Source organism: Empedobacter sp. UBA5924, assembly GCF_002431085.1.
GTDB classification, from domain to species: Bacteria; Bacteroidota; Bacteroidia; order Flavobacteriales; family Weeksellaceae; genus Empedobacter; species Empedobacter falsenii_B.
The window spans coordinates 64,161-89,956 of sequence record NZ_DJDM01000036.1 but is presented as its reverse complement, the minus strand read 5'-3'; the positions used below and the strand labels follow the sequence as shown (position 1 = coordinate 89,956).

General features: G+C 31.9%; 19 protein-coding genes. 7 read left to right on the top strand and 12 right to left on the bottom strand.

Annotated features, from left to right (window positions below; all coding sequences use genetic code 11):
- Window positions 1-14: 14 nt before the first annotated feature.
- From B3792_RS10595 to B3792_RS10585, 3 genes are read right to left on the bottom strand one after another with little or no spacing between them, the layout of a single operon-like run.
- Window positions 15-776 carry an ABC transporter permease gene (locus B3792_RS10595; protein ID WP_219034213.1) on the bottom strand — a complete coding sequence of 254 codons (762 nt, stop codon included), beginning with the start codon at window positions 774-776 and terminating at the stop codon, window positions 15-17.
- A gap of 1 nt (window position 777) precedes the next feature.
- Window positions 778-1,659, bottom strand: a complete 882-nt coding sequence (locus B3792_RS10590; protein WP_125350228.1) for an ABC transporter ATP-binding protein — start codon at window positions 1,657-1,659, stop codon at window positions 778-780.
- Window positions 1,659-2,963, bottom strand: a complete 1,305-nt coding sequence (locus B3792_RS10585) for an erythromycin esterase family protein (RefSeq protein ID WP_125350227.1) — start codon at window positions 2,961-2,963, stop codon at window positions 1,659-1,661. The genes B3792_RS10590 and B3792_RS10585 overlap by 1 nt, the downstream gene beginning before the upstream one ends.
- A gap of 185 nt (window positions 2,964-3,148) precedes the next feature.
- Between B3792_RS10585 and B3792_RS10580 the strand changes: the two genes are divergently transcribed.
- The 4 genes from B3792_RS10580 (at window position 3,149) to B3792_RS10565 (ending at window position 10,175) form a co-directional block, all read left to right on the top strand.
- Window positions 3,149-4,639, top strand: a complete 1,491-nt coding sequence (locus B3792_RS10580) for an aminoacyl-histidine dipeptidase (RefSeq protein WP_291069554.1) — start codon at window positions 3,149-3,151, stop codon at window positions 4,637-4,639.
- 262 nt (window positions 4,640-4,901) lie between these two features.
- A complete protein-coding gene (locus B3792_RS10575) occupies window positions 4,902-8,969 on the top strand; it encodes a glycoside hydrolase family 2 TIM barrel-domain containing protein (RefSeq protein ID WP_291069552.1) in 4,068 nt (1,355 codons plus the stop codon).
- A gap of 98 nt (window positions 8,970-9,067) precedes the next feature.
- Window positions 9,068-9,859, top strand: a complete 792-nt coding sequence (locus B3792_RS10570; RefSeq protein WP_286495573.1) for a cobalamin-binding protein — start codon at window positions 9,068-9,070, stop codon at window positions 9,857-9,859.
- A gap of 4 nt (window positions 9,860-9,863) precedes the next feature.
- Complete coding sequence (locus tag B3792_RS10565; protein WP_219034206.1) at window positions 9,864-10,175, top strand: hypothetical protein; 312 nt, start codon at window positions 9,864-9,866, stop codon at window positions 10,173-10,175.
- A gap of 26 nt (window positions 10,176-10,201) precedes the next feature.
- Here B3792_RS10565 and murB read toward each other — a convergent pair whose 3' ends face one another.
- A complete protein-coding gene (murB, locus tag B3792_RS10560) occupies window positions 10,202-11,221 on the bottom strand; it encodes a UDP-N-acetylmuramate dehydrogenase (protein WP_219034205.1) in 1,020 nt (339 codons plus the stop codon).
- A gap of 13 nt (window positions 11,222-11,234) precedes the next feature.
- Window positions 11,235-12,437, bottom strand: coding sequence for a pyridoxal phosphate-dependent aminotransferase (locus tag B3792_RS10555; RefSeq protein ID WP_291069550.1), 1,203 nt, complete (start codon window positions 12,435-12,437; stop codon window positions 11,235-11,237).
- Between the two features lie 100 nt (window positions 12,438-12,537).
- Between B3792_RS10555 and B3792_RS10550 the strand changes: the two genes are divergently transcribed.
- The 3 genes from B3792_RS10550 (at window position 12,538) to B3792_RS10540 (ending at window position 13,624) form a co-directional block, all read left to right on the top strand.
- Window positions 12,538-12,897: a YtxH domain-containing protein gene (locus tag B3792_RS10550; protein WP_291059508.1), complete on the top strand. Its 360-nt coding sequence runs from the start codon at window positions 12,538-12,540 to the stop codon at window positions 12,895-12,897.
- A gap of 141 nt (window positions 12,898-13,038) precedes the next feature.
- Complete coding sequence (locus tag B3792_RS10545) at window positions 13,039-13,308, top strand: hypothetical protein (protein ID WP_349676707.1); 270 nt, start codon at window positions 13,039-13,041, stop codon at window positions 13,306-13,308.
- Window positions 13,298-13,624 (top strand): hypothetical protein, encoded by a 327-nt coding sequence (locus tag B3792_RS10540; RefSeq protein ID WP_291059512.1) that lies wholly within the window; start codon window positions 13,298-13,300, stop codon window positions 13,622-13,624. Before B3792_RS10545 ends, B3792_RS10540 begins: the two co-directional genes overlap by 11 nt.
- Before the next feature lie 69 nt (window positions 13,625-13,693).
- On the opposite strand, the gene B3792_RS10535 is transcribed toward B3792_RS10540, so the two are convergent.
- From B3792_RS10535 to B3792_RS10505, 7 genes are all read right to left on the bottom strand, one after another.
- A complete protein-coding gene (locus B3792_RS10535; protein WP_291059514.1) occupies window positions 13,694-15,391 on the bottom strand; it encodes an AMP-binding protein in 1,698 nt (565 codons plus the stop codon).
- Between the two features lie 118 nt (window positions 15,392-15,509).
- Window positions 15,510-17,396, bottom strand: a complete 1,887-nt coding sequence (locus tag B3792_RS10530) for a DEAD/DEAH box helicase (RefSeq protein ID WP_291069547.1) — start codon at window positions 17,394-17,396, stop codon at window positions 15,510-15,512.
- Between the two features lie 264 nt (window positions 17,397-17,660).
- A complete protein-coding gene (locus B3792_RS10525; RefSeq protein ID WP_114999998.1) occupies window positions 17,661-19,076 on the bottom strand; it encodes an L-serine ammonia-lyase in 1,416 nt (471 codons plus the stop codon).
- A 207-nt stretch (window positions 19,077-19,283) separates the two neighbouring features.
- On the bottom strand, window positions 19,284-19,766 hold the full coding sequence (locus B3792_RS10520; RefSeq protein WP_219034200.1) for a hypothetical protein: 483 nt from the start codon (window positions 19,764-19,766) through the stop codon (window positions 19,284-19,286).
- Between the two features lie 9 nt (window positions 19,767-19,775).
- Window positions 19,776-20,477 (bottom strand): NUDIX hydrolase, encoded by a 702-nt coding sequence (locus B3792_RS10515; protein WP_038336322.1) that lies wholly within the window; start codon window positions 20,475-20,477, stop codon window positions 19,776-19,778.
- Window positions 20,478-20,510: 33 nt separating this feature from the next.
- On the bottom strand, window positions 20,511-20,981 hold the full coding sequence (locus tag B3792_RS10510; protein ID WP_038336320.1) for an Lrp/AsnC family transcriptional regulator: 471 nt from the start codon (window positions 20,979-20,981) through the stop codon (window positions 20,511-20,513).
- 212 nt (window positions 20,982-21,193) lie between these two features.
- Complete coding sequence (locus tag B3792_RS10505; protein WP_291069544.1) at window positions 21,194-25,789, bottom strand: translocation/assembly module TamB domain-containing protein; 4,596 nt, start codon at window positions 25,787-25,789, stop codon at window positions 21,194-21,196.
- Window positions 25,790-25,796 lie beyond the last annotated feature (7 nt).

The window sequence follows — 25,796 nt, the reverse complement described above, 5'->3', positions numbered from 1 at the left end:
AGGGATTTTTTGCTTTATAGATTTTTCTTTCTTATAAAGATAAAGTAACTCAACCCTAAAAAGAAAATATTGTATATAAGGTTGATATAATCTAATCTTTCTAAAGATGCTATTTGATTCATTAAGTTATCAAATGATTTTGGAGAACTTGAATAAGGAATGAAATCTGCAAACTTTTTACTACTAATCACAGAACAAAAAACAGTTACAAATAGAGAAAAACCTACTGGATAAATAAAACTTCTGAAGAATAAACTCAAAGCAAATTGTATCATAGATACAGCTAAACATCCAATCCATAATTTGAAAAAAGTGTAAAAAGCAATTTCTCTAAAATCAAAATTCTGAAAACCATAATTTGGTGAAATAAATTGTAATAAATATCCACTTAATAGAAAAAACACATAAGCCCCAACAACAGAAAAACTGACTATAATTAAAATAAATAAAGCTTTGGCTAAATAAATTTTAGCATGTGAAATGGGCAGTGTAAATAACAATTTATAATTGTTGTTCTTATATTCTACATCGCAACATGAATGCACAAACACAGCAATTAAAACTGGAAATAGCATATAGAAAAACATAAAAACATATCGTCCTAAAAAACCGTACCACGGATTCAAAGCAATAGGTTCCATTGGTACTTTATAAATTAAATAGAAAAAAACACCTAAAACGACTAAAGTTGGTAAAAATAATACACCAAAAATTTCTTTGTTTTTTGATAATTTATATCGTTCGGAAGCAAATGCTTTATAAAATGTATTTGTCATTTTAGTGTTGAATTAGGTTAATAAAAATTTGTTCAAGATTAGCTGTTTCAGACTGAACATCATAAATTTTAATGTTATGCTGAATTAATTGTTGTATTTTTTGATGAAAATCATCATCGTTTTCAATTTCAAAATGCATGACGTTATCTTCAATTATTACATTTTCAAAAAGTTGTTTTGCTTTCTCTGCATCATTTATTTTTATAGCAACTTTACGAACAACATTCCCAAGTAATTCTTCTTTTTTGCCTTCAAAAATCATCTTTCCTCCTTCTATAATTCCAATATGCGTAGCAACTCGTTCTAATTCACTTAAAATATGACTTGACAAAAAAATCGTTTTACCTGATGCATTCAACCTCAAAAACAATTCGCGCATTTCATAAATTCCTTGTGCATCCAATCCATTAAGAGGTTCATCTAAAATCAAAATTTCTGGATCATGAAAAATCGCTATTGCAATTCCCAAACGTTGTTTCATTCCCATCGATAAATCAGATGTTTTATAATGTTCCGCGTACAACAAATCAACCAAATCTAACACTTCACTAATTCGCTCCTCACCTTTTTGGTAAATTACATCTAAGTATTTTAGATTTTCATAAACAGTCAATTTTGTGTAAAAACAAGGCGCTTCAATCAAATTACCTGTTAAAGCATGAATCTTAATAGGATGTTTTTTGATACTCAACTCATTCAAGAAAATAGTATCTTCATTCGAATTCAATAATCCTAAAAGCAATTTTATTGTTGTCGATTTTCCTGCTCCATTTCGCCCCAAATAGCCATAAATACTTCCTTTCGGAACATTAAGATTAACTTGATTTAATATTTGTTTTGACCCGAAACTAAAATTCAAATCTTTTATTTCTATACTTTTCATTATTTCTCTTCTTTTAGTGGTGTTGGTTCTTGATTAACATCGATGTAAAAAATTCCATCTACAAAGTCACTCCATTTTGCTTTTACATTCATTCCTTGATCTATAACTGAATAATACTCAGATTTTAGTGCAGATTGATTCGGAATTTGACTAAAATCTAAAAAGAAATAAGGCTGATTAAGTTGATGAAATGCATTCTCTACCGCATATTTATTAGGTGTATTAATTATTTGTTTCAGAGGATTATAAACGCCATACGAAGTAAAACCAATTGCATACGATTGGTTCTTGTATTTTTCTTTGATATATTGTCCCAATGGTTTAAAATTATTCGGATAATATTTTTTGTAAGCATGTACATTCGCCGACCAAATAATTACTTTCTGATTTGGATAAAGAGAATCCAATTGATAAATTAAATTCTCTATCATCAAAGAATCTCTAAAATTCATACTTTCCTTAGTTCCAGATTTATACATCAAATTTTTCTGAATATGGTTTTTAATATCTTTCAGATAACGTGAATAGATTTTAGTTTCTTCAGTTTTTGGAAGCCTTGATATTCGTAATGAAATCGATTGTAACTCTTTAAGGAGTTGAGTAATTTCATTTTTTTTATATGTAGCTTCAGTAAATTTTTTATATCTAAAAATTGTAAGATTATCAATATTTTGATTTAAAAAAGGGTAATCATATAAAGATATATTTTGATTCGCTAAAAACTCTCTTAATAATTTTATACGTCTTAAATACCCATTATTTAAAATTTCTGTCAGTAAATCACCAGAATATTGCATATCAAAACCACCTAATGTGATTGGATTATTTGTTTTCTTAGTTTGTAAATAATAGTTATTTAGAGGTTGAGTTTCTTTATTATCCCACCAAAAATTAAACATACCAAGTCCCGCAATCGAATCTTTTCCAACACCTAAAGTTCCTTTTTCCATTTCTTGGTTGGTTATCCACATATCATATTGTCCAGCTTCGTACAAGACAACATTGTAATCCAAATTTTCGTGCAAATACTTTATCAAGCGTGATTTGGCTTTAAAAGTTTGTCCATCTTGATGTATACCTTCACCCAAAAAAACAATACGATTATCTTTTAACATCATTTTCAAAAATTCTAAATCCTGATTATTTTGTTCAGTCATTTCAATCGAATTTATTGGATGTTTATATTGATTTGTTTCAGCGATTATCTTCTCTGAGTCATCATTGAAAGTTTTCTTGAAAACAAAAACATTCAACAATACTGCACTGAGTAAAGTCAAAATTGTAAATAGTGTTAATTTCTTCATGAATCATTAGTGTTATTTAAAAATAGTATTTTTCGTATTACATCACGTTTTTATTTTTTCATTTATAATAATATGATTCATAAAAAAATAAAAAGGTTGGTTGAGAATCAAAAAAATTTAAAACTTCTTTAATAAAACTATATTGTCGCAATTCCGTAACTTTGAGGAACAATAAAAAACAAACAATGAATAACGATATTCTTAATTTGGAACCAAAAGCAATCTGGAAAAACTTCTCAGCATTGAATTCAGTTCCAAGACCTTCTAAGAAAGAAGAAAAAGTACGTCAGTTCATCATCAAATTTGGTGAAGATTTAGGTTTACCTGTCGAAACGGACGAAGTAGGAAATGTTTTAATCAAAAAAGCTGCTTATCCAGGAATGGAAGACCGTAAAAAAGTGATCATGCAATCGCACTTGGATATGGTTTGTCAAAAAAATAACGATGTAACATTCGATTTTGAAACACAAGGAATTGAAATGTACATTGAAGATGATAAATTTGTTACAGCAAATGGAACAACTTTAGGTGCAGATAACGGAATTGGAGTTGCGACAATTATGTCTATTTTAGAATCGAAAGATATTCCTCATCCAGCTATTGAAGCATTTTTTACAATTGACGAAGAAACTGGAATGACTGGTGCTTTAGGTTTGAAAGCTGGATTCTTATCTGGGAAAATCTTGTTGAACTTAGATACCGAAGAAGATGATGAATTAGACATTGGTTGCGCTGGTGGTGTTGATGTAACGGCGACAAAAGCTTACACTACAGAAGCTACTAACGGAACTGCTTTTACCTTAACATTAAAAGGTTTGAACGGTGGACACTCTGGAATGCAAATTCACGAAGGTTTAGGAAATTCGAACAAATTGATTGTTCGTTTATTAAATGCTGCAACTGAATTTGGTTTACAAATCGCGCACATGGAAGGTGGAAGTTTACGTAACGCTATTCCTCGCGAATCTTGGGCTAAAGTTGTGATTCCTGCGGATAAAGTAGATGCTTTCAAAGCGTCTTACGAAACTTTACGTACAGAAATCATTGAAGAATACGAAACAAAAGAGCCTAAAATGGTAATTACACTAGAACCAACTGATGCAACTGATGCAATGTCAGCACAAGATTCTAAAGTTTTTGTTCAAACAATTATGGCAGCTTTCAATGGTGTTTACAGAATGAGTCCAGATGTTGAAGGTTTAGTAGAAACATCTAACAATGTGGCTCGCGTAGAAGTTATTGACGGAAACGCTCGTGTTTTATGTTTAACGCGTTCTTCTATAGAATCAGGTAAAGAAGCATTAGCACAAACATTAAAAGCTGGTTTCGAATTAGGTGGTTTTGAGGTTAAATTCTCTGGTTCTTACCCAGGTTGGAAAGCAAATACTCATTCTGAAATTTTAGAATTGATGAAAGGAATTTATGTTTCAAAATTTGGAGAAGAACCAAAAGTTGTGGCTTGCCACGCAGGTTTAGAATGCGGAATTATTGGAACAAATTATCCAGGTTTGGATATGATTTCTTTTGGTCCAAACATCTCTGGTGCTCACTCTCCTGACGAAAAAGTAGAAATTGCTTCTGTACAAAAATTCTGGGATTATTTATTAGATATTTTAAAAGATATTCCAAACGATGGTCCAGTTAATTACAGCTGTGCAAATTCAAAAAATATATAATTTAAGCTGAAAACTTAATCTAAAGACCACTTTTGCAAGTGGTCTTTTTTTACAATAATACTTTTTAAACAATTCTTTTAATCAAATTAAAATTTTTCTATAATTCTATTTATTTCAGAAAAAAAATCATTAATCATTCATAAGATTAAAAAACAATTATTTACAATTTTATCACCTTATTTTTACTTCTTCAAATAAGCATAATCATTTAATAATCTAGACTATATTTGTTTAACACGTGATTAAAAATGCTTATTGAAAAATGAATCTTATAACAAAATACAGTAAAGTTATTGTTTCTGCACTTGTTGTTCAGACAACTTTTGCACAAATAAATCCGCCAATTGAAAATCCTTTTACTCATAATTTAGGGGGCTTCAATTACGGAATGAAAGATTCTCCAGACGGTAACGAATGGGAATCGCCAATGAATTTATCCTTCAACAAAGAATTACCTAAAAGCTATTTTTTCTCTTTTGAGAATCAAAATCAAGCTGTAAAACTTTTACCAGAAAATAGTCCATATTGGATGAATTTGAATGGTACTTGGAAATTTAATTGGGTAAAAAACCCAAACGAAAGACCGAAAAATTTTTACGAAAACAATTTTGATACCTCTTCTTGGGCTGATGTTCCTGTCCCGATGAGTTGGAATATTTTTGGAATTCAGAAAAATGGAGATTTAAAATATGGTGTTCCAATTTATGTCAATCAAAAAGTTATTTTTCAGCATGCTGTAAAAGTTGATGATTGGAAAGGCGGTGTAATGAGAGAGCCTAACAAAGATTGGACAACATATATTTATAGAAATGAAGTTGGTTCGTATAAACGTACATTCGATGTTCCTAAAAATTGGGATGGACGTGATATTTACATGAATTTTGATGGAGTAGATTCATTTTTCTACTTATGGATTAATGGAAAATATGTTGGTTTTTCTAAAAATTCTAGAAATTTAGCTTCATTTAACATTACACCTTATCTAAATAAAAAAGGTGAAAATTCTGTAGCAGTTGAAGTCTATAGGAATTCTGACGCTTCATTCTTAGAAGCACAAGATATGTTTAGATTGCCAGGAATTTTTCGTACAGTTTCATTAACATCAAAACCGAAAATCCAAGTTAGAGATTTGGTTGTAATTCCTGATGTAACGAATAACTATAAAGATGATGAACTAAATATTTCGGCTGATATTAGAAATTTATCAAATAAAGTCGCAAAAGGTTATAAAATTGCTTATACACTTTATCAAAATAAATTATACAGCGACGAAACTGAAAAAATTGCAACAACTGAATATATTATCAATTCTGATGCAGTTACAATCAATCCTAATTCTTCATCTATTTACAAACTAAAACTAAAACTAAAGAATGCAAATCTTTGGTCAGCAGAGCGTCCTTATCGTTATACGTTAGTTGGAGAATTAAAAGATGTAAAGAACAAAACAATCGAAACAGTTTCGACGAATGTAGGATTTAGAAAGGTTGAAATTAAAGATACAAAAGCTGAAGATGATGAGTTTGGTTTGGCTGGACGTTATTTCTATGTAAATGGAAAAACAGTAAAACTGAAAGGTGTTAACCGCCACGAAACAAATCCTGAAAAAGGAAAAGTTGTGACACGTCAACAGATGGAAGAAGAAATTAAGTTGATGAAACGTGCAAATATTAACCATGTTCGTAACTCACATTATCCAGATGATCCTTATTGGTATTATTTATGCGACAAATATGGGATTTATTTAGAGGACGAGGCCAATGTAGAAAGTCACCAATATTACTACGGTGAAGCTTCAATCTCTCATCCAAAAGAGTGGAGAGATGCGCACGTGGCACGTAATGTAGAGATGGTTCATGCAACAATCAATCATCCTTCTATCGTTATTTGGTCTTTAGGAAATGAGGCTGGTCCTGGAAATAATTTTGTTGAAGCCTACAATGCAATCAAAAAAATTGATACTTCTCGTCCTGTTCAATACGAGCGAAATAATGCAATTGTTGATATGGGATCTAATCAATACCCTTCTATCAATTGGGTTCGTGGTGCTGTACAAGGAAATTATAAGTTAAAATATCCTTTCCATATTTCTGAATATGCGCATGGAATGGGAAATGCAGCTGGAAATCTGATAGATTATTGGGAAGCAATGGAATCTACCAACTTCTTTATGGGAGGTGCTATTTGGGATTGGGTTGACCAAGCAATGTATTATTATGATAAAAAGACAGGCGAAAAATTCTTCGCTTACGGAGGTAATTTCGGGGATAAACCAAATGACGGAACGTTTGTAAACAATGGATTAGTTTTCGCTGATTTAAAGGAAAAACCTTCTTACTGGGAAGTTAAAAAAGTCTATCAAAATGTTGGTATAAAACCTGCAAATATCTTGAATGGTGAAATCGAAATTTTTAATAAAAATTATTTCATTTCGTTAGAAGATTACACGCCAGAATGGGCTTTATACGAAGATGGAATCGAAATTGAAAGAAGTACAGCTTTTATTGAGCCTAAAAAAATCATTAGTCCTCGCGAAAAACAAATCGTTCGTTTACCAATTAATCAATCAAAATTAAAACCTACATCAGAGTATTTTGTAAAAATTCAATTCAAGCAAAATCATGATCAATTGTGGGCGAAGAAAGATTATGTTCAAATGGAAGAACAAATTTTTGTGAAAGCTGCAGAACAAATTCCGACAATTCAAGAAGTTCAAAAAACAAATCAAATTACCATAACAGATTCAGAAAAACTAAAAACAATTAGTGGAAATGGTTTCGCTGTAAAATTTGATAATCAAACTGGAACTATTTATAGTTTAAATTATAATAACCAAACGATTATTAAAGATGGTGACGGTCCAAAATTAGATGCTTATCGTGCACCAATGGATAATGACAACTGGGCGTATCAGCAATGGTTTCAAAAAGGTTTACATAATTTAAAACACAAAGTTTTATCATCAACTTCTTACACAAGAAAAGATGGCGCAATTGTATTATCGTATGTTGTAGAATCACAAGCGCCAAATAGCGCATCACTTTTAGGAGGTACTTCTGGAACATATAAGATCGAAGAACACAAAGACCAAGTATTTGGGGAAAATGATTTCAAATTTACTTCAAATCAAGTTTGGACGATTTATCCAGATGGTTCAATCGAATTATCGTCAAGTATTACTTCAAATGACGAATCGCTTGCTTTAGCGCGTTTAGGTTATGAATTGAAATTACCAGAAAATTTGAGCAATTACAACTATTACGGACGCGGTCCGATTAATAATTATGCAGATCGTAAAACCGCTCAGAATATTGAATTTCATAAAAGTACAGTGAAAGATCAGTTTGTACCGTGGCCAAATCCGCAAAGTATGAGTAATAATGAGGAAGTTAGATGGAGTTCTTTAACTGATACTTCTGGAAATGGGGTTGTTTTTGTAAGCAAAGATTTGATGTCAACTTCTGTTTTGCCTTGGAGCGAATTAGAATTAACGCAAACGCCTCATTTCTATCAATTACCAAAAAGTAATGGAACGTATATGCATTTAGATGCTGGTGTTACAGGGCTTGGAGGAAATAGTTGTGGGCAAGGACCACCATTAGAACAAGATCGTGTAAAACCAAACGCAACAACTTTTGGATTTATTATTCGTCCTGTTCAAAGCAATAATTATTCAACGCAAGCAAAAGTAAAAGGAGCAGGAGATTCTCCACTTCTTATTACACGAAACAAAATTGGGGAAGTTACAATTTTGAGCCAAAATCAACATGCAGATTTGTATTACAAAATCGGGAATGGAAAAGAAACGAAGTATACAGAACCTTTCAAATTGAGAGATGCGAATACAATTGTTACTTGGGATAAAAATAATCCGAACATTAAAGTTTCTTCAAAATTTACTAAAATAGAAACGATTCCGTTACAAGTTGTTTTTGCTTCAAGTCAAGAAACTGGAGAAGGAGATGCTGCAAATCTTGTAGATCGTAATCCAAGCTCTATTTGGCATACGATGTATTCTGTCACTGTTGCGCAATATCCTCATTGGGTTGATTTTGATGCAGGAGAATTCAAGATGATTAAAGGATTTACATATTTACCTCGTCAAGATGGAGCTAATGGAAATATAAAAGATTATAGAATTCAGATTAGTTTAGACGGAAAAAATTGGAGTAACCCTATCAAAGAAGGTTCTTTCGAGAAAAACACTAAACTGCAAACAATTTTGTTCGACAAACCAATTCGCGGAAGATATATCCGTTTCACAGCTTTAAGTTCTCAGAATGGACAAGATTACGCTGCTGGATCCGAATTTGGAGTTTTAGTTAACTAACATTTTTACTCATAGTTTTTTCAAAAGGAATTCATATCATACAAAATGGTATGAATTTCTTATTTTTATACCTCACATCAATTTAACATCAAACCAAAATGTCATCAAATCGATATCCTCAACGCATTGTTTGCTTAACCGAAGAAGGAACTGAAATTATGTATAACATTAACGAACAACATCGTTTAGTAGGAATTAGTGGTTTTACCTATCGTCCGCCACAAGCAAGAAAAGAAAAACCTAAAGTTTCAACTTTTTTAGATGCTAAATTTGAAGATATCATCAATTTGAAGCCAGATTTTGTTGTAGGATATTCTGATTTACAAGCTGATATTGCAGCAGAATTAATTAGAAGAGGAATTAATGTTTTTATTTTTAATCACCGAACAGTTGATGAAATTTTAAATATGATTGTGCAATTTACTTCATTGATTGGTTGTCAAGATAAAGGATTAAAATTAGTCGAATTTTACGAAAAGAAACTCGAAGAAGTAAAACAACAAGCAACTCTTCTTCCCTATCGCCCAACAGTATTTTTTGAAGAATGGGACGAACCAATTATTTCGGGAAGCGCTTGGGTTAATGATTTGATAGAAATTGCTGGTGGAAAATTAGCTTTTCCAGAACTCAAAAATAAAGCTTTAGCTAAAGATCGTATTTTGTTGGATGAACAAGTGATTGAACGAAATCCTGATATTATTATCGGTTCGTGGTGTGGTAAAATGTTCAAACCCGAAAAAGTAAAACAACGAATTGGTTTCGAAAACGTAAAAGCTATTCAACAAAATCATTTATACGAAATAAAATCTGAATTGATTTTACAACCTGGTCCTGCTGCTTTAACCGATGGTTTGGATAAAATTGTGGAGATTATTACAAATTATAAATAAATATATGGATCCGGATTTTTTAATTTTGTATACTAAAGTAATTTTAGTCCTTCACTTCGTATTCGATATTTTATTATTAATTATTTCTATTGTTGCTCACGGAAAAAAAATAAGTTTTAGTAATTATCTAATTTTCATAACAATTTCTATATTACTATTATCAATAATAAGATTATCTATAAAAGAATATCTTGGTGTTTCAATTTATGAACTAAATATAGTAACAAATATTCTCGAAAAACTTTTATACATAGCATTCGGAATTATATTAATAATTGGAATTTCTAAATTAAAAATCAATAAAGAAGAAGAATAAAAATCCCGCTGAAAGCGGGATTTAATTTATTGTATAATATTGACTTCTCTAACCAATGTTACGCCATATTTGGCTTTCACATCTTCTATAATTCGTTCAGACAAATCATATATTTCGCGTCCTGTTGCATTTCCATAATTCACCAAGACCAAAGCTTGTTTGTCGTGAACTCCCGCATCTCCAAAACGTTTTCCTTTCCAACCTGCGTGTTCTATTAACCAACCAGCAGCTAATTTTACACCTAAATCAGTTTTGAAATGAGAAATTTCTGGATGAAGTTTTTCAATCTCAGCAAATTCTTCATTCGAAATCACAGGGTTTTTAAAGAAACTTCCCGAATTCCCTATTTGCGAAGGATCTGGTAATTTACTTTGACGAATTTTGATCACAGCTGCACTAATTTCTTGAATCGTTGGATCAAAAATTTGCTCCTTTTCCAATTCAGATTTTATTGCACCATAATCAACATGAAGTTTATGATTTTTCTTTGTCAGTTTAAACGTAACTGCCACCAAGACATATTGACCTCTCAATTCATTTTTAAAAACAGATTCGCGATAACCAAACTGACATTCTTCATTTGTAAAAGTACGTTCATCACCCGTTTCCAGAACTAATGTCTGAACTTCTTCGATATAATCTTTTACCTCTACGCCATACGCACCAATATTTTGCATCGGTGCAGTACCAACATTTCCAGGAATCAACGAAAGATTTTCTAATCCTCCGAAATCATTTTGCAACGTCCATTCAACAAAATTATGCCAATTCTCGCTTCCTTGCGCTTTTACATACACAAAATCATCATCTTCATTGATAATTTCGATTCCTTTCAAATTCAGTTTTAACACAATTCCAGGGAAATCGTCTACAAAAAGCATATTACTTCCTCCTCCTATAAATAAAATAGGTAAATCTTTTTGACGACGAAAAACCAAAACTTTTCGCAAATCTTGAATAGTTGCAACATCAGCAAAATATTTTGCTTTCGCTTCTATTCCAAATGTGTTATATAATTTTAATGAATAATTTTCGATGATTTCCATCTTCGTATTTTTCTTATGATCTAATTGTTCCTGGATATTGTTCTAAAGCTTCTTTCAAAATTTCGACAGAACGAACCAAATCTTCTTCTTTCAAAACATAAGCCAAACGAACTTCTTGAATTCCTGAATTTGGAGTTGAATAAAATCCTGCTCCTGGTGCCAACATTACTGTTTCTCCATTTGATGAGAAAGATTCTAATAACCAGATTGCAAATTTTTCTGCACTATCTACAGGTAATTGAATCATACAATAAAATGCTCCTTTTGGATTTGGACAAACAACACCTGGAATTTGTTGTAAACCTTTTACCAAAGTGTTGCGACGTTTTAAATATTCTGTACGACAATCTTCAAAATAAGTTCCTACGTTTCTGTGTGCTAATGTTGCAATGTACTGAGAAATTTCAACTGGACTTAAACGCGCTTGAGCATATAACATCGCAGCTTTTAAGAATTTCTCGTTACGTGTAATCAAAGCTCCAGAACGTGCTCCACATAAAGAAAAACGTTTCGATTCAGAATCAATTACAATTGCATTATCTTTCAGTTCTGGGAAACTTAAAACAGATGTAAATTCTTCTTCAGTATATAAATATTCAGCATAAACTTCATCCGCAATTAAATAGATATCATGTTTAAGAACTAATTCTTTCAATTGATTTAATTCTTCTTTCGAATATACATATCCAGTTGGGTTTCCAGGATTACAAATTAAAATTGCACGTGTTTTATCCGTAATTTTTTTCGCAAACTCCTCAACAGATGGTAAAGCAAAATTATTTTCGATTGTAGATGGAACAGGAACAATATTTACATCATTTTCACATGTAAATCCGTTATAATTTGCATAAAAAGGTTCTGGAATAATAATTTCATCACCTGGATTTGCAATAATTCCGAAAATAAATAATAAAGCTTCAGAACCTCCTAATGTTGCAATAAAATTCTCTGGCGTTAATTCAATTCCACGATTTGTAAAATAATCTGCCAAAGCTTGGCGATATTCCAACGTTCCTTCTGAGTGCGTATAAGAAATAATGTTTGAAGGAAAATTTTTCAATCCTTCTAAAACAGCTTTTGGTGACTCAATATCAGGTTGTCCAATATTTAAGTGATAAACTTTCGTTCCTCTTTTTTTCGCTGCATCTGCGTATGGCACCAACTTTCTGATTGGAGAAGCTGGCATATTTTGTGATTTTTCAGATAATATTAACATTTATTGTAATTTTTTAAATTTGATTTGAATTCTTTGGTATTGTTTTTGTAATTTTAAAGTGTAAATATAAAAAACGTTTAATCTCAAAAAAAACTTTATTATGAGTAAATTAAATAATGCAACTAAATTATTAGCAGGTTTAGCAATCGGAACAGCAATCGGAGCAGTAGTAGGTTTATTATATGCACCAGAATCAGGGAAAGACACTCGCAAAAAATTAAAAAAAGAAGCTGACAAATACAAAAAAGAGTTAGACAAATACGCGAATGATTTTTCTGATAAAGCGAAAAAAACGAAAAAAGAATTAGAAGCTAAATTAGATGAAGTAAAATCAAAATTAGTTGAGCAAAAAGATGAGTTTGTTTCTAAAGCAAAAGAAGCTGGAAAAGATTTAAAATCTAAAGCAAACCAAACAAAAGAAGATTTAAAAGACGAGTTTCAAGAAAACGTAGGAGTTTAATTTCTTCGAAACACAACATTCCTTAAAATTTATAATTAACTTTGTCTTAAATAAATCAATTTTATGTTTAATGAACTAAAAGTTTATATTAATAATAGAATAACTTTAGCAAAATATGATCTCGTAGATTCGCTGAGCAACATGCTGGCGAGCGGTATTTATATATTAATTATTGCTGTATTTTCTTTGTTTATATTATTATTAGGAAGTTTAGCATTAGGATTTATTTTAGGAGGTTATTTTAATGATATAGGATTAGGTTTTCTTACTGTAACTGGAATTTATTTCTTAATGATGGTTCTTTCTATTTTATTTAGAAAGAAATTAAAACTTTTCTTGACAAATATTGCCGTAGAAAACGCTATGGAAGCCATGTCTAACCACGATGATGAAGACGACGATGAAGAATAAAGAACAAATATCTGCGATAAAAAATTTAGACGATTTGCGAATGGCAAAGCGTAAACTAAAATTGCAAATGAAAGTTGCTGAAAATAAGCACGATAATTCATTTGTAAACAAAGCAGTAAGTCTTGTAACAAATTTAAAATCTGATACAAGTTTCACTTCTTCTAAAGTTGAAAGCGCATTAAATTGGGTTGGAGATAAAGCTTCAAAAAAATATCCAATGAAAGGGATTACAAAAATTGTAATATCTGGATTGATTATGATAGCGGTTCCAATCATTACGAGTAAAATTCAGGAATACATAGAAGAAAAATTATAAAATTATTTGATAATAAAAAGACCACTTCGTTTGAAGTGGTTTTTTTGTGTGTGTTAATTTTAAGCTCGACTAATATTTTTCGTGAAAATATTCGTTTGGTATAATCGTTTTATTCTTTTTATCGATAGCTTCTTGATTTCGCAATTCCACACGACGTATTTTTCCTGAAATTGTTTTTGGTAAACTCTCCACAAACTGTACAATACGCGGTATTTTATAACGTGCTAAATGCTCTTCTGTATATCTAAAAATATCTTTCGCTAATTCTTCCGACGCTTTATGACCAGGCGCTAAAATCACAAAAGCTTTTACAGCATTACTGCGTAAATCGTGCGGACTAGCGACAACTGCAGCTTCCATAATTGCATCATGCTCCAACAAAACACTTTCTACTTCAAATGGTCCTACACGGAAATCAGACGCTTTTATCACATCATCATCACGCCCAACAAACCAAACATAGCCGTCTTCGTCCTTATAAGCTTTGTCTCCAGTATAATATAATCCATGTTTGAAAACTTTCATCATTTTATCTTTCTGAATCAAATAAGTTTTGAAAATTCCATTGATGGTTTCTTCATTATGCACAACACAAATATTTCCTTCTTCGCAATCTTGCACAATATTTCCATCATCATCTGCAATCACAATATCATACAAAAATGCAGGTTTACCCATCGATCCGTATTTAATCTTCTCATTTGGCAAATTCGCTATCATGGCAGTAGATTCTGATTGTCCGTAACCATCACGAATCGTAATTCCTGTGCCTTCTTTCCAAACATCAATAATTTCAGGATTAAGAGGTTCACCAGCTGCAACACATTGACGAAGTTTGAAATCATAACTTTTCAAATCTTCTAAAATAAATACACGTAAAGCTGTTGGCGGCGCGCAAAAGGTTGTTACACCCAAATCTTGAATAGTTTGTAATTGTTCTTTCGGAACAAATTTATCTGCATGATAACCCAAAATTGTCGCACCCATATTCCACGGAGCAAAGAAACTACTCCAAAAAAATTTCGCCCAACCTGGTTGAGAAATATTGTAATGCAAATCGCCTTTTTTCATTCCTACCCAAGAAGATGTCGTGAAACCTCCAAGCGGATAAGTGTAATGCGAATGCACCACAACTTTCGGCATTCCTGTCGTTCCTGAAGTAAAGAAATAGAATAAATCATCGTCAGGATTTGTATCTGCAGCCTCAGCTTGTGTAGATTCTTTCCATAACTCATTGATATTTGTCCAACCTTCTCTCTCGCCTTCTGTAATTAATTTTACCTTGATCTTTTTATCAAATTTTGCTTCTGCTTCATCTATTTTCGATGCATTTGCTTGATCTGCTAAAGCAACTTCTGGAAAAGAAGACTCGAATCTAAATGTTAAATCTCTTGCTTCTAAGGTTGTTGCGGCTGGAATAATAATTAATCCGCCTTTGATAGAAGCCAAATAACCAATCCAAGTAATCGGTAATAATGGAACTTGAGAAAACATTTTGTCTCCTTGTACAATTCCTTTGTTTCTTAAATAGTTTAAAAATTGATTGTATTTATCAGCTAAATCCTGAAAAGTATAATTATCTCGTTCTTCATTATACTTCCAAATTAAACCTTTTTGAGTTCCTAATTGAGCGACATTATAAAGCTCAAAAATATCCTTCACCCAATTGAATTTTTCTGGCTTAAAAATTTTAATTTCTTTTAATTGCGTATAATTCTCTTTTTCGATGGATAATCGAATAGAGTTAAACAATTCTTGTACTGTCATTTATTTGTGGTTTTGAATAAATATAGAAAAATTATTTATTTAAACAGAAGTTTTATGAATAAAAAAAAGGATGATTTTAAGAAATCATCCTTTTTTTTTATTATTTATTGAGAATATATTAATCTCTACCTCTTCTCGAGTTTCCGGTTCTGTTACGATCTCCACCGCGGTAACCACCACGATCTCCACCTCTTGAATCTCTTGAATCACGGTCACGATCTCCACCACGGAATCCACCTCTGTCTCCTCCGCGATCACGATCTCCACCACGATAACCTCCACTTCTTTCACGGTCATTATCACGACGGCTGTTGAAACCACGTCCGCGAGAATCTCCTCTATCATTACGACGACGATCTCCACCACGACGCTCACCATCACCACGTCTTGGTTCTGGTTTAGAGATTTGAACATCTAAATCTACACCATCACGTTGTGCATCTTTGAAAGATTCTAACACTAATGATTCGAATTGTTTATCAACTTCAAAGAAAGAGAAATTACGTAAAATTTCAATTTTTCCGATTTCGATGTTACGGTTACGAGTTTGCTCGTTGATTAAACCAATTAAGTTTGGAACACGTAAGTTGTGTTTTTGACCAATATTGATAAAGAAACGAGAGAAATCACGACCTCCACGACGGTTAGAAGAACGATCTCCTCTATCACCACGATCTCCTTCAGAAGAAATATCTTTCGTGTTTTTGTAATATTCTAAGAAAGAATTGAACTCAACTGTCATGAAACGTTTTAATAAATCGTCACGATCTAAGTTTGCCAATTTTTCGTTTACAGTTTCCATGTAAGGCTCGATTAATTCTTCATCAACTTCAATATTCTCGATTTTATCGATTAAAGAAATTAAACGTTTTTCACAGATTTCTGCTCCAGTTGGTACGTTTTTAGGCTCGATTTTAGAAGCAATTAATTTTTCTAAATCTCTAATTTTACGCGCTTCACGTCCTCCTGAGATAATGATAGAAATCCCTTTGTTACCCGCACGTCCTGTACGTCCTGAACGGTGTACATAAACTTCTGGATCATCTGGTAAATTGAAGTTGATTACGTGAGTCAATTCATTTACGTCGATACCACGAGCAGCAACATCTGTTGCAACAAGGATTTGAATGTTTTGGTTACGGAATTTCTCCATCACGTGATCACGTTGTGATTGTGATAAATCTCCGTGTAATGCGTCTGCATTGTAACCATCTTGCATCAATTTATCTGCTACATCTTTCGCTTCGCGACGAGTTCTACAGAAAACGATACCATAAATATTAGGGTAATAATCGGCCAAACGTTTTAAAGCTAAGTAACGATCAGAAGAACGTACTAAGTAAACGTGGTGCTCGATATTTTTTGATGCAGTATTTACTTTACTTACAGCAATCTCAACTGGATTGTGCATATATTCTGAAGCGATACGACGAACCTCTGAAGGCATTGTAGCTGAGAATAATAAAGTTTGTTTTTCTTCTGGAGTTGTTTCTAAGATAGAATCGATTTCGTCACGGAATCCCATGTTCAACATCTCATCTGCTTCATCTAAAACTGTCCATGTGATGTCATTAATTTTTAATGCGCCACGTTTGATTAAGTCCATTGTACGACCTGGTGTTCCTACAACGATTTGCGGATTATCTTTTAATCCTCTAATTTGTTTAACGATGTCAGCACCACCGTAAACTGCCTGTACACGTACTCCACGCATATCTGCAGAAAAAGATTCTAATTCTTTTGCAATTTGTAAACATAATTCACGAGTAGGACACAAAATAATTGCTTGTACTGATTTTGAATTGCTGTCTAATTGATTTAAAACCGGAAGCCCGAATGCTGCAGTTTTTCCTGTACCTGTTTGCGCCAATGCAATAACATCTTGATCTGATGAAAGGATTTGAGGAATAGCTTTTTCTTGAATTGGAGATGGGTTAACGAAGCCCATTTTCTCAATTGCAGTTAGGATTTCATCTTGAAGTCCTAATTCTTTGAATGTAATCATGTTAGATACTATACCGAGATAATGAAATTCATTTATATTCCATATCACCGGTTTTATTTTAAATTATTTAACCAACAGATATGAAAGAATAAAATTAAATGGCTGAGCAGCCTAAAAAATCCCTAAATGAATATTCTTTAACATCCGTACCTTAACTCTAAAAGGCTGTGCAAATGTAAGGATTATTTTTGAAATACACAACACACATTCATAATCCTTACAATTAATACACATAATTTTATTTTATTGATAATAAATAAATTACTAACAGTCTGCAATATTTACAGCAACTGCCAAACCTCCTTCAGAAGTTTCTTTGTATTTATTATTCATATCTTTTGCAGTTTCCCACATCGTATTTACGACTTTATCTAACGGAACTTTCGCAGTCAATGGATCTGTATCCAATGCTAATTCTGCCGCATTTATCGCTTTAATCGCTCCCATTGTGTTACGCTCGATACAAGGAATTTGAACCAAACCTCCAATCGGGTCGCATGTTAAACCTAAATGATGTTCCATTGCAATTTCGGCAGCCATCGTTACTTGCGCAGGAGTTCCTCCCATTAATTCGCATAATGCAGCTGCAGCCATAGCCGAAGATACACCGATCTCAGCTTGGCAACCTCCCATTGCCGCAGAAATAGTTGCTCCTTTCTTAAAAATAGAACCAATAACTCCTGCTGTTGTTAAGAATTGTTCAATCTCTTTTTGACCAGCTTTATGATTTTCGATCACCAAATAATACATCAAAACTGCTGGAATAACTCCTGCACTTCCGTTTGTTGGCGCTGTTACAACTCTACCTAAAGAAGCATTTACTTCATTAACAGCAAGAGCAAAGCAACTTACCCATTTCAAGATTTGACGAAAATATACTTTGGTTTTTCGGATTGAAGCAATCCATTCTTGTGGATTAGAATAAGGTGTTGCCCCAACCAAATTCTTGTGCATATCGTAAGCACGACGTTTCACGTTCAATCCACCTGGTAAAATACCTTCTGTATGACAACCAATGTACATACACTCTAACATGGTATTCCAAACACGCATTAATTCGTGGTGAATTTCATCTTCAGTTCGAATTGTTTTTTCATTCTCGAACATGATTTCAGAAATCGATTTATTTTCTTTCGAACAAAATTCTAATAATTCTGTTGATGTATTAAATAAATATGGAAAAGCACAAGTGACATCTGTATTGGTAGCACTATCATCTTCTTTTGTAATAAATCCTCCCCCTATCGAATAAAACGTAGAAGATAATTCTTCGTTCTCATAAAAAGCTGTAAACATCATTCCATTAGCGTGAAAAGATAAAAACTCTCGATTGAAAACGATATCAGTTTCGGGATTAAAATCAATTAAAAATTTATTTCCAAAATTTAATTGTTTATTTGTATTGATCGTATTAATAATATTCGAAATATCATCAACAGGAATATATTCAGGATCAGCACCGCTTAGCCCTAACATTACTGCATAATCAGTCGCATGTCCTTTACCCGTAAGTGATAAAGAGCCATACAAATCTACACGAACTTTTGTAATTTTATTAAAGATAGATGCAGCATCTAATTCTTTCAGAAAAGCTTCTGCAGCGCGCCAAGGACCTAAAGTATGCGAACTTGAAGGACCAACGCCAATTTTGAGCATATCAAATACTGAAATACAATCCATTTTGTACTTTTAATTTATATTATTTCCACACAAGACAAATATAGCCGTTAAATTCTCATATTCGCTTTATTTAAGCAGTTTTTTTATCAACTTAAACAATTAATAAGCTTAAAATATTCATATTGAATGATATTAACACAAATTATTTAGCATCAAAAAAAGAGGTCACAACTAATTGTAACCTCTTTTCTAGACTTTATTAAGTTTTTATTTAAACTTGTGCCAATATGGATAGATAATCGCTAAACCATAACCTATAAACACAAATAATGTAAACATGGTAAAAAGTGTTCCATCTGCCATAAATTCGGGCTGCATTGCTGCTGACACAAATAATGATGTCACAACCATATATACACCAATTCTTTTATAAGATTTCACTAAAAAGATACCTATCAATGCAATAACTCCTAAAACAAGAGTCGAAATTGGATACCATTTTGGCATTTCTGGCGCATCTTCGTTCATCATTTGGCGGAACAAATAATCATTTGTCACCAATAATTGATAACCACGATAAAGAATACTCAAAATCAAGAAAACCATTATAAAGATCATTGACTTGAAAAGGAATGATGTTTTGTTTCCTTCGTGTTTCAAATCTTTTGTTTTGGTATTATCCGACATTAAAACTTTTGTGTCAAAAATATCGTCACGTTCTTGATTTTGTTCTACTTTTTGATCTGTCATAGCTTTATTTTAAAATAAGAAATCATATCCTTTCAAACTCAATTTTTCGTATTTTTCTTCATCAAAACGATACAATTTAGATACTTTACGATGTTGTTTAGGATCTGTTGTATTACCAGTTTCGATAATTAAATTTGAGTTAAAGATTTTCTTTCTAAAGTTACGTTTATCCAACTCACGATTCAAGGCTTTTTCATACAAACTTTGCAATTGCGCAATTGTAAACTCATCTCCAAGTAAGTTGAACCCTACTGGACGACGCTTCACACGACGTTTTACACGCTCTTTTGCATATTTTACAATCTCATTATGATCAAAAGCCAAATCCGGAACACGGTCGTAAGCATACCATTCTCCACCTTGTGTTTTCACTTTTTCCTCTATTTGAGGTGTCAATTTAACCAAAGCGTAATAAGCAACATTTACAACACGTCCTAATGGATTACGAAAAACTTTTGTAAAAGCTTTCAATTGTTCAATATATGTTTGATGCTCATCGTAAGCAATTTTCTCAATCAACAATTCGTGAATTGCTTGATCGTTACTTACCGTTGGCGCAATATATTTTCCTGGCAAAACCAATGCTCCTTTGAAAGGATCGTTTAGTTTTTTGTACACCAATATTTTGAGATCTTCTCCATCAAACCCGAAAAGTACGAGACTTGAACATAGAGCGACCTGAAAATATTTTTCTTTTTCTTCGTCTGTCATTTTGTGGGATGATTAATAAATTGAAATTTATTTTTAATGAAAAATTGAATGCATCAATCTATTTTTATCGTTAAAAGATTCTTCTAACGAAATCATAGATTCTGTTCTCAATACATCATCAATTTGATCAATTTTGTAGATAACATCTTTCGCATCAGAAGTATCTCTTGCACGAATTTTACAGAAAATATTATATTTCCCAGACACAACGTGAACCACTGTTACGTTAGGAATTTTATATAATTCATCTATCACTTTCTGAGTTTTGTTTGTTTTTGTAAGTAACAATCCTACATACGCAACAAACTGATAACCCATTTTATCATAATCTGTAATTAGTGTAGTTCCTTTGATGATTCCAGCCTCCTCTAATTTCTTGACACGTACGTGAATAGTACCAGCAGAAACATTCATTTTCTTTGCAATTTCTGTAAATGGCATTCTTGTATTGTCAATCAAATACATCAAAATTTTCTTATCAACATCATCAATTATGTAATTCATTTTCCTAATTTTTGATTATTATTATTATTTTAATAAAAAATCGAATTAATTTTTAGCAAAATTATAAATAAAACAAACAAACTTCAAAATATTTTTTAATGATTTATTTAATATTTTACTTTTGTTATAATAATAGTTCAAAAAAGAAAGAACTAATCACTTTTGTTTGTTTGCGCGAGTTTATTGTCTAACCACAATAAACTCATTTTTTTTTATTTAATTTTGACTAAACCACGACGTTTTTGTTCCACTTTAGGTTGAGTACTTTTTTGATACGTAACTTTGACCGTATCTTTTGTAGTTTGACGAGTAGAATCTATTCTTCTTTCCTCACTTTTAAACTGTTTCGGAAGGACAATCGAATCAAATCTTTCTTGCGTTTGCTCCTCTTTTTTAGCTTTTGCTTTTCGTTTATTTTCATCTAAACCTAAGAAACCTCTAAACGTTTCGAAACTTTTGTTGTATTGAATTCCAACTCCGAAACTTTGATTCAAGTTATTTTCCATTCCTGGCAATAAACCGAAAGTTGTAGGTTTTGTAAATGCTTTTAAGACCAAAGATCCATTATTCAATTTCGAGATATCATAAGAAACATCAAAATTTCCATCGAAGTTCTCTTGTACATTTCTATTATTTGTAACCGCAATTCCATACGAACCACGCAAACTTAAACGATTATTAACGCGATATGAAACCGAAGTTCTAATTTTATCATTTGTCTCTGATTGTGCACTACCACCTACGTACTCCATTTGTATATCTACATTATTTGCAATAGATGATAACATGCCCGCAATTGTCGATAAACCAATATCGGCAGCTGTACTCGTTACACCAGACTGAACAGCCGAAGCATCACCAAATTTACCTGTCAATAAGATATAACTAAACTGAAGCATCTGTTCTTCTGTATTTGAACGGAATTTTGACTGTAACTGCGAATTGATATCCGAACCTGCATTAGGAATTGTTAATCCAAAATCGATAATAGGTTTCTTCAACGTTTCGGAAATATTAATTGATAAGAGAGCATCATAAATTTGCGAATATCCTACACCTAAATAGTCTCCAACATTTGACACCGAACGTTGATATTCAGCTGTAATATTAAGCGTTGCATCAAGTGGATTTCCTGCAAATTGTACCGAAGATCCTTTTTTGATTTTAAAATCTTTTGGAATCAGCGGAAATTGTCTAAACTCATATGTTCCACTTTCTATATTATATACCCCTGTAATACTCAATCCTGCTTTATTCATTAAGAATCTAAGATTTTCTGCAGTTCCTCGCGCTGTTGCTTTATCATTTGTAGCTGCATCAAAAATCAAATTCACCATCGCATTTGGATACGCATTGATGTTGACATCTATCGACATTCCTTTTGGTGCGTGAGGCTCGTTATTTTTCGATTTTTCATCTAGATGTTGGTTAGGAACAAAACGTACCAAATTATTTTCTGACTCAATTGTTGTACTTCCTGTATTTATCGTTAACTCAGAATTTCCAACCACTGTCGCATCTCCAGCAATCTCCAATTCCTCTACCGCACCAAACATAGATACATTTCCTTTCGCAAATACTTTTCCATAAAACAATTCATTGTCTTTAATAGATGTGTTCATCACCAATAAATTATCGGTATCAAAATCTAAGTTGAGACCCCATTTAGATAAGTTGCGGAAAAGAATTGCTCCATCAACTTTTCCTTTTGTATTGAAAGTTGTGTCTTTGAACGCAATATCATTCAACATAATAATCCCTTGTCCTTTTCCTTGTTTCGAAACAAGTAATTCATTTTCTCCTTCAAATAAATAATCTGTTCCTAAGAAATTAACTTTTAATCCAAGATCTTTTGCAATCATATTTCCGCTAAGATTTGGTAAATCAATTGGTCCAGTAATTTTTAAATCACCAGATAACGTTCCACGCATATTAGAGAAAACAGATTTTAAGAATCCTTCTAAGAAATCGATATGAAACTCATCAAAATTGGCATCTACATCGACTTCAGGACCTGTTGGTTTATTAATAATATTACCATAAGCAACCAACGATTGAATTTGCTCTTTCTGTAAACTTGTTTCAAAATTAAATTGTTTATCCGCTACATTATAACCTCCTTGTAAAGTCAAATTACCAAGCTCAAAATCATTTAAACCTAACTTATCAATTTTAGCTTCAAGTGTTGGTTCTAACTTTTCTTTTGTACGAATAATATCTACTTTACCGTTCGCTATACCGACAATTTTTAGATTATTCAATAATGTTTTAGGAATGATTTTTTCTAAATGCAAATCTTTAAAATCAGCATTGAAATTGTAATCTACATTGTTATTAAATAAACCACTTACTTTTAAATATTGTTCTTCCGATTCTAATGACAAATCTTCAACTTTTAATGATTTATTGATTCGATTAAAAATTACCCGATTAGAATTTGCATCATTCAAATGATTAATTGTCCATTGTGTCGAATCTATTTGTATTGTCGAAGGTGAAAATCCAAAAATCAAATCATTATTATTCTGAACTGTGTGAAAAAGATTTAGATTAAATAAAATTGGATTCTTACGACCAATATTAAAATCTGTTTTGACAATCATTGTATCATTCTTCGGAATCGAATTTACGTTAATCGCATTAATCGTAACTCCACTCACTTTCATACTATCAATTTTCGCATTAAGTGTTGGTAGTTCTGCAATTGTATTTAGATTAACATTCGACTGAAACAATTGAATTCCTGCATATTTTATACCTGGAGTATCCAATGTCGCTTCCAATTGATTTTTCGTACCATCAATATAACCTTTAACATGTGTATCTGGCTCAATAGAAATCGATGGATCGATATATTGTAATAAATTTTCTTGCACATAAACATCAAACGAAAAAGCCTGATTTGGCGAAACTTTTTTATGGCGGAAAGATGGCACTAGATCTACAAGCGAATTATTGATAACATTTGCAACTTCAGTAATATTAAATTTACCATCAACAGTGGCTTTCATATAATCTGGCACATCTAATGTCATGATTTTATGCGAACCATCTATTTGAGAATTCAACATGACATGTGACAATTCTAACGTATCTTTTTTAGAACGGAAATAAAGATTTTTGACATCAATATTTCCCCTAAAATCATTAATATTTGTCAGCTTAAAATTCCCTTCAACATCGCCACGTACTATTGCATTTAGATTTTTTGTAACTCCAAGAAAATCTAAATTAACTTGACGAATGTTTGATGTAAAATCAAAATCATATGGTTTTCCACTGAAGTTAATTTTTCCGTTCAATTGTGCATTTAGATTAGGATCTTTGATATCAAATAAACCATTAAACTGATAATTTTTGACCAAGCCATCTACTGTAATATTTTGATATCTTTTTCCAATCAAATCGATGTAACGAAGATTTCCATCTAAATTTAAATTGATATTTTTTAGATCAGTTCCTTTTCCATCAAATCTAAATTTTCCGCTTACATAACCCAAATCTTTTGCATTTGTTAATTGACGAAGATTAAGATTTTTCGCATCTAAAGTTCCCTTATAAATTAACGATTTTACATCTTTGTAATTCCTAATTTGAGCTTTAATATCAGCATCACCAAGTCCAGAAACTGCGTAACCATTCGCATGAATTTCATTTGGATTTAATGAAATATCACCACGATAATTTAAGTTTCCAAAACGAGTCAACATATTCGGAATTTTCTTAGAAACAAAGGTTGGAAGTAACTTTACAATTTTTTGATAGGATGTATTGATTTTTACATTTCTTGTCGAAAAATTTAGCGAAGAACCATGTGTCACATCTTGCAATTGTAAACGAGAAGCACCAACATAATTATCTTCTCCTTTCAATTCGAAATCTGTAAATGTTAAATTATTCAGGGTTCCATTTACTTTTCCATATAAATCAACCGAAGAATTTTTATCAAATAAATCAGTGAAATAGCGAATTTCTTTAAAATTAATTTTAGATCCTCGATCAAAAAAAACGTCCCAACGAACTTTATTATTAAAATCAGACATATCCGAAGGTTGATTGTAACTCAATAATAAATTTCCGTTTAAAACAGACGTATCCGTTCGTAAATTTAAATTCCCAACTCGAATTTCTTTTTTCGAATAATGAACTTTTCCTGTGAAATTTTGTACGTTATACGTTTCTTTATTTTTTGTTGCAACAAAGCAGAAATTTTCTAAATCGGCCGTAATATCAGAATCAACTAATCGAAACTTTTTTACCGTCATGTTCAACTGCTTCGAATCCAACCAAACATTTCCAGAATTTTGATTAACAATTGAAACTCTTCCATCCTGTAAAATAAAATCTCCATCTAATTTGAAAATCTTTTTCGGATCTTTTGGTTTATCAGAACTAAAACCGTTCACAAATTTGATGAAATTCGAAATCGAATCACCTTTGTAGGTAATCACACGAATTTCAGGTTCAATCAATTTCACTTCACTCAAATTGATATGATCTTTTTTGATTCCTGGAATTAACGACCAAACATTTATTGTTGTTTCTAAAGTCTTCGACTTCAAAAAATCATATTTGTGATCGTCTTTAATGTGTACACCATAGAAATAAATACGTCCAAAAAAATCAATATCAACCGCATCTACATACATTTGTGTGTTCAACGATTTATTTAATTTTTCTAAGGCAAAGTGAGCTATTTTTGTCTGTACCGCAGGGATTTGTATTGCGATTGCTACTGTTAAAACAAGGGTTAAAACGAGTATAATCAACGACAATAAAAATCTTCCTATTCGTCTGACTATTTTCAATGGTTTA

Excerpts from the sequence above, each read along its gene's own strand:
- B3792_RS10595 (WP_219034213.1), bottom strand. The coding sequence starts at position 776 with ATGACAAATACATTTTATAAAGCATTTGCTTCCGAACGATATAAATTA.
- B3792_RS10590 (WP_125350228.1), bottom strand. The coding sequence starts at position 1,659 with ATGAAAAGTATAGAAATAAAAGATTTGAATTTTAGTTTCGGGTCAAAA.
- B3792_RS10585 (WP_125350227.1), bottom strand. The coding sequence starts at position 2,963 with ATGAAGAAATTAACACTATTTACAATTTTGACTTTACTCAGTGCAGTA.
- B3792_RS10580 (WP_291069554.1), top strand. The coding sequence starts at position 3,149 with ATGAATAACGATATTCTTAATTTGGAACCAAAAGCAATCTGGAAAAAC.
- B3792_RS10575 (WP_291069552.1), top strand. The coding sequence starts at position 4,902 with ATGAATCTTATAACAAAATACAGTAAAGTTATTGTTTCTGCACTTGTT.
- B3792_RS10570 (WP_286495573.1), top strand. The coding sequence starts at position 9,068 with ATGTCATCAAATCGATATCCTCAACGCATTGTTTGCTTAACCGAAGAA.
- B3792_RS10565 (WP_219034206.1), top strand. The coding sequence starts at position 9,864 with ATGGATCCGGATTTTTTAATTTTGTATACTAAAGTAATTTTAGTCCTT.
- murB (WP_219034205.1), bottom strand. The coding sequence starts at position 11,221 with ATGGAAATCATCGAAAATTATTCATTAAAATTATATAACACATTTGGA.
- B3792_RS10555 (WP_291069550.1), bottom strand. The coding sequence starts at position 12,437 with ATGTTAATATTATCTGAAAAATCACAAAATATGCCAGCTTCTCCAATC.
- B3792_RS10550 (WP_291059508.1), top strand. The coding sequence starts at position 12,538 with ATGAGTAAATTAAATAATGCAACTAAATTATTAGCAGGTTTAGCAATC.
- B3792_RS10545 (WP_349676707.1), top strand. The coding sequence starts at position 13,039 with ATGCTGGCGAGCGGTATTTATATATTAATTATTGCTGTATTTTCTTTG.
- B3792_RS10540 (WP_291059512.1), top strand. The coding sequence starts at position 13,298 with ATGAAGAATAAAGAACAAATATCTGCGATAAAAAATTTAGACGATTTG.
- B3792_RS10535 (WP_291059514.1), bottom strand. The coding sequence starts at position 15,391 with ATGACAGTACAAGAATTGTTTAACTCTATTCGATTATCCATCGAAAAA.
- B3792_RS10530 (WP_291069547.1), bottom strand. The coding sequence starts at position 17,396 with ATGATTACATTCAAAGAATTAGGACTTCAAGATGAAATCCTAACTGCA.
- B3792_RS10525 (WP_114999998.1), bottom strand. The coding sequence starts at position 19,076 with ATGGATTGTATTTCAGTATTTGATATGCTCAAAATTGGCGTTGGTCCT.
- B3792_RS10520 (WP_219034200.1), bottom strand. The coding sequence starts at position 19,766 with ATGACAGATCAAAAAGTAGAACAAAATCAAGAACGTGACGATATTTTT.
- B3792_RS10515 (WP_038336322.1), bottom strand. The coding sequence starts at position 20,477 with ATGACAGACGAAGAAAAAGAAAAATATTTTCAGGTCGCTCTATGTTCA.
- B3792_RS10510 (WP_038336320.1), bottom strand. The coding sequence starts at position 20,981 with ATGAATTACATAATTGATGATGTTGATAAGAAAATTTTGATGTATTTG.